Raw genomic sequence first — 2,562 nt, 5'->3', positions numbered from 1 at the left:
TTACACCATGCGATGGGACGCGGCCTGCTGCGGCATGTCGCCGGCGACATGCCCAACGGATAGCGCCGGAAGCATCCGAGCAATCGGATCCTCCGTCATTTTAATTGCCCGAGCGGTTGCGCGACACGTCCGCATAAGGCTTGCGGCGGCACTGGCTGCACCGAAGCCGCGCGATCAGCTCGTAAATGCGGGTATCGAAAGAAATGCGGCGTGAGCGGGCGAAGTCGCCCAGCGGAGCGACGACGCGGCGACCACAAGCGCAATGGATGCGCAGATAGCAGCCTTGCCGATACCAGATAGGATCAATGGGCTTGGGGCGGTTATAGTTCGCGGCCATTGGGCGCTTATGCGCCAAAGGGAACAGACGGGGAACACCACGCGCGCACGCCGGTTATTGGATTCGCAAGGGAACAGGGCTATATAGGCAATGCTTCGTGTGCTGATTCATTTCGCGCACCTACCTGAACCCGCCGTGCTGTCACACGGCGGGTTCAAACATTTAGGGCGGGCGGCCCTGTCAGGCCACCCGCCCCGCTGGATCAGCCCTTATCGGACTTCCCCAGCTTCACAATTGCGATCACGAGCGCGACGGCTGCGATCGTCAATTGAGCTGCTTCATATGCTGTCAAATCACATCACCTCCTTTGAGCGAGAGGATTTGCGAAGGGCCGCTGTCACAGTCCCTCGCCCTCGCTCGATGAGGGCTATACAACGGATTGGCGAGAATGCGCGCGAAGTGCTTCACATTTTCGTGAAACCGTTGGATGATCGCCGGCGACCGTTGATGAAAAGGGGAAGCTATGGGCCTCGTATCGCAGGTTAGCGCCGATGACCGGGAAAGTGCATGGCGAATAGTCCGTCATCGCGAAATCATGGAACGACTGATTCCGCTTTGGGCTGTGCTTGGTGTTGCGCTGGTGCTGATGGGCGTGGACCTGGGCGGGCGTCTGCTGTGGACGCTGCCAATGATCGGATATGTCTTTGGGGTGATGGCGGTCGATCACGGCCCTGATTACCGCGCCGCGAATTATTGGGTGCCGGTCCTGGGAAGCCAAGCGGCGGCGCTGCTACCTTTGATCGCCAGATTCTAGATCTCTCTGGAGCGGTGGCAGCTGCCACCGCTCCACGCGCGTCAAGCTCTGCCCTCGAAGTGGGCGATCAGCTGTTCCGCCACGGAAGTAATTTCGGCGGGGTCGGCGGTTTGAGTGCAATCGCCGCCTACAACAGCGCCAAGCGTGCCGCCGTCCAGTTGGACAACGTGGACACGCCACACGTCGCGCCGGAGTTCGTATTGATCGGGAAGCGGCCTCTGCATGATTTCATGAAACACCAGGTCAACCCATTGGCGCGCATCCGGATCAGAAGACGCATCGGCGTAGTCGGCGCGGCTCGCCATGACGCTGTATCGGTCGCCTAGCATGAATTGGCGTTCGCGCGCGCGCCGGTCCTGCTCGATCCGCGTCACGCGATCTTTTTCCGCCCGCTTCATGGCCTGTTTCATCCGAACATCGTCGGCGCTGCGCGTCAGCGCCGCCATGATGTTGAGGACGCGCGCGGGCATATAATGCCCCGCGCGCTCGGCCGCCTCGATCACAAATTGCAAATCGCTGATCTCGGTGGGGGAGAGGGTGACGCGAACGGCGGTCGCCGTGTTGCTGATTTTCATGGCTGCGGCTCCGGCTCTTCTTTCGCCTTGTAGGCGGCAAGGCCGATCCATGATCCGTTGTCGCCGCGAAACTGACGCACAACATCGCCACCGTCCCAATGGCCGGTGAAGATGCCGCGCCGGTTGATGCCGCCGACGGGGCGCGTGCGCGCCGCCAGAAGGCGGGCGCGGCGCGTGTCTCGATCTAGGTGGCGCATGGGTTGCATGGTCAATCCTTCCTATTCGCTGGCGGTGTCGAGTTGCGTGCCGATCTCGTCGGCGTCGAAGTCTTCAAGGGCTGAAATCGCGCTTTCCAGTTCGGAAACTGCGGCGTCCATCGCCTGCGCACGTTCGCTGTCCTCAAGGCTGGGTGGTAGATTCTCGCGGGCGGCCTGCTCGTCATCCTTGACGGTTTCAAGCATGTCGCGCGCCTCATCCAACAGGGCTTTGCCCTTGTCGATCAGCACGCGGGCGGCGGCGATCTGCTTGCGGCGTTCGCGGTTCATGCCTCTGCCCTCACGTCGCCGCTGTCGATCTGGAATCCTGCGCGGGCCAGCTCGTCACAAAGGGCGCGCTGCCGATCCTCGCAGGTGCCGCTGGTGGCGATGTAGCTGCACCGGCCATCGTGGAAGGCGAAGCCTGCGCGTTTCAGGCATCCGCGAAACCGCTGGTGGGTGCGGTCGCTCCAATCCAATGTGCCCGCATAGTTGCGGAAGGCGGCGACAGCGCAGACGGAACCGTAATTCTCATCACGCCAGCTAAGCTCGATCACCGGGGGCGATTTGGTCATGGTGGCCTCCCTCAATATTCGCTGGTTAGGAGAATGGTGAGCACGCGAGTTGTGGCATCGGGATTCCACGGTTCGGCGCTGCCAAATTCAAGATCGCGGTCGTAATAGATCCTATGCAGGCCGGATC

At 61.6% G+C, this 2,562-nt stretch carries 7 protein-coding genes; 1 reads left to right on the top strand and 6 read right to left on the bottom strand.

The features are described 5' to 3' along the window. Positions 1-100: 100 nt before the first annotated feature. Entirely contained in the window at positions 101-337 is a 237-nt protein-coding gene (locus L858_RS0119085) for a hypothetical protein (protein WP_022684645.1), read from the bottom strand. A 463-nt stretch (positions 338-800) separates the two neighbouring features. Between L858_RS0119085 and L858_RS0119075 the strand changes: the two genes are divergently transcribed. Beyond that, a complete protein-coding gene (locus L858_RS0119075; protein ID WP_022684644.1) occupies positions 801-1,091 on the top strand; it encodes a hypothetical protein in 291 nt (96 codons plus the stop codon). Between the two features lie 41 nt (positions 1,092-1,132). Here L858_RS0119075 and L858_RS0119070 read toward each other — a convergent pair whose 3' ends face one another. The 5 genes from L858_RS0119070 to L858_RS21830 form a co-directional block, all read right to left on the bottom strand. Continuing rightward, positions 1,133-1,666 (bottom strand): hypothetical protein, encoded by a 534-nt coding sequence (locus tag L858_RS0119070; RefSeq protein ID WP_022684643.1) that lies wholly within the window; start codon positions 1,664-1,666, stop codon positions 1,133-1,135. Next, positions 1,663-1,863, bottom strand: coding sequence for a hypothetical protein (locus tag L858_RS0119065; protein ID WP_020819821.1), 201 nt, complete (start codon positions 1,861-1,863; stop codon positions 1,663-1,665). The genes L858_RS0119070 and L858_RS0119065 overlap by 4 nt, the downstream gene beginning before the upstream one ends. A gap of 21 nt (positions 1,864-1,884) precedes the next feature. After that, complete coding sequence (locus L858_RS0119060) at positions 1,885-2,151, bottom strand: hypothetical protein (protein ID WP_004213311.1); 267 nt, start codon at positions 2,149-2,151, stop codon at positions 1,885-1,887. Continuing rightward, entirely contained in the window at positions 2,148-2,435 is a 288-nt protein-coding gene (locus tag L858_RS0119055; protein WP_022684642.1) for a hypothetical protein, read from the bottom strand. Before L858_RS0119055 ends, L858_RS0119060 begins: the two co-directional genes overlap by 4 nt. Positions 2,436-2,446: 11 nt before the next feature. Next, positions 2,447-2,562: DUF3768 domain-containing protein (locus L858_RS21830; protein WP_152639886.1), on the bottom strand; the 116-nt coding region annotated here is incomplete at its 5' end.

The sequence above is a fragment of the Sphingobium bisphenolivorans genome, from assembly GCF_000412635.1.
In the GTDB taxonomy this organism is placed as follows: domain Bacteria; phylum Pseudomonadota; class Alphaproteobacteria; order Sphingomonadales; family Sphingomonadaceae; genus Sphingobium; species Sphingobium bisphenolivorans.
Note: the sequence above shows the minus strand (reverse complement) of the source record. Positions and strands in the feature narration are given on the sequence as shown.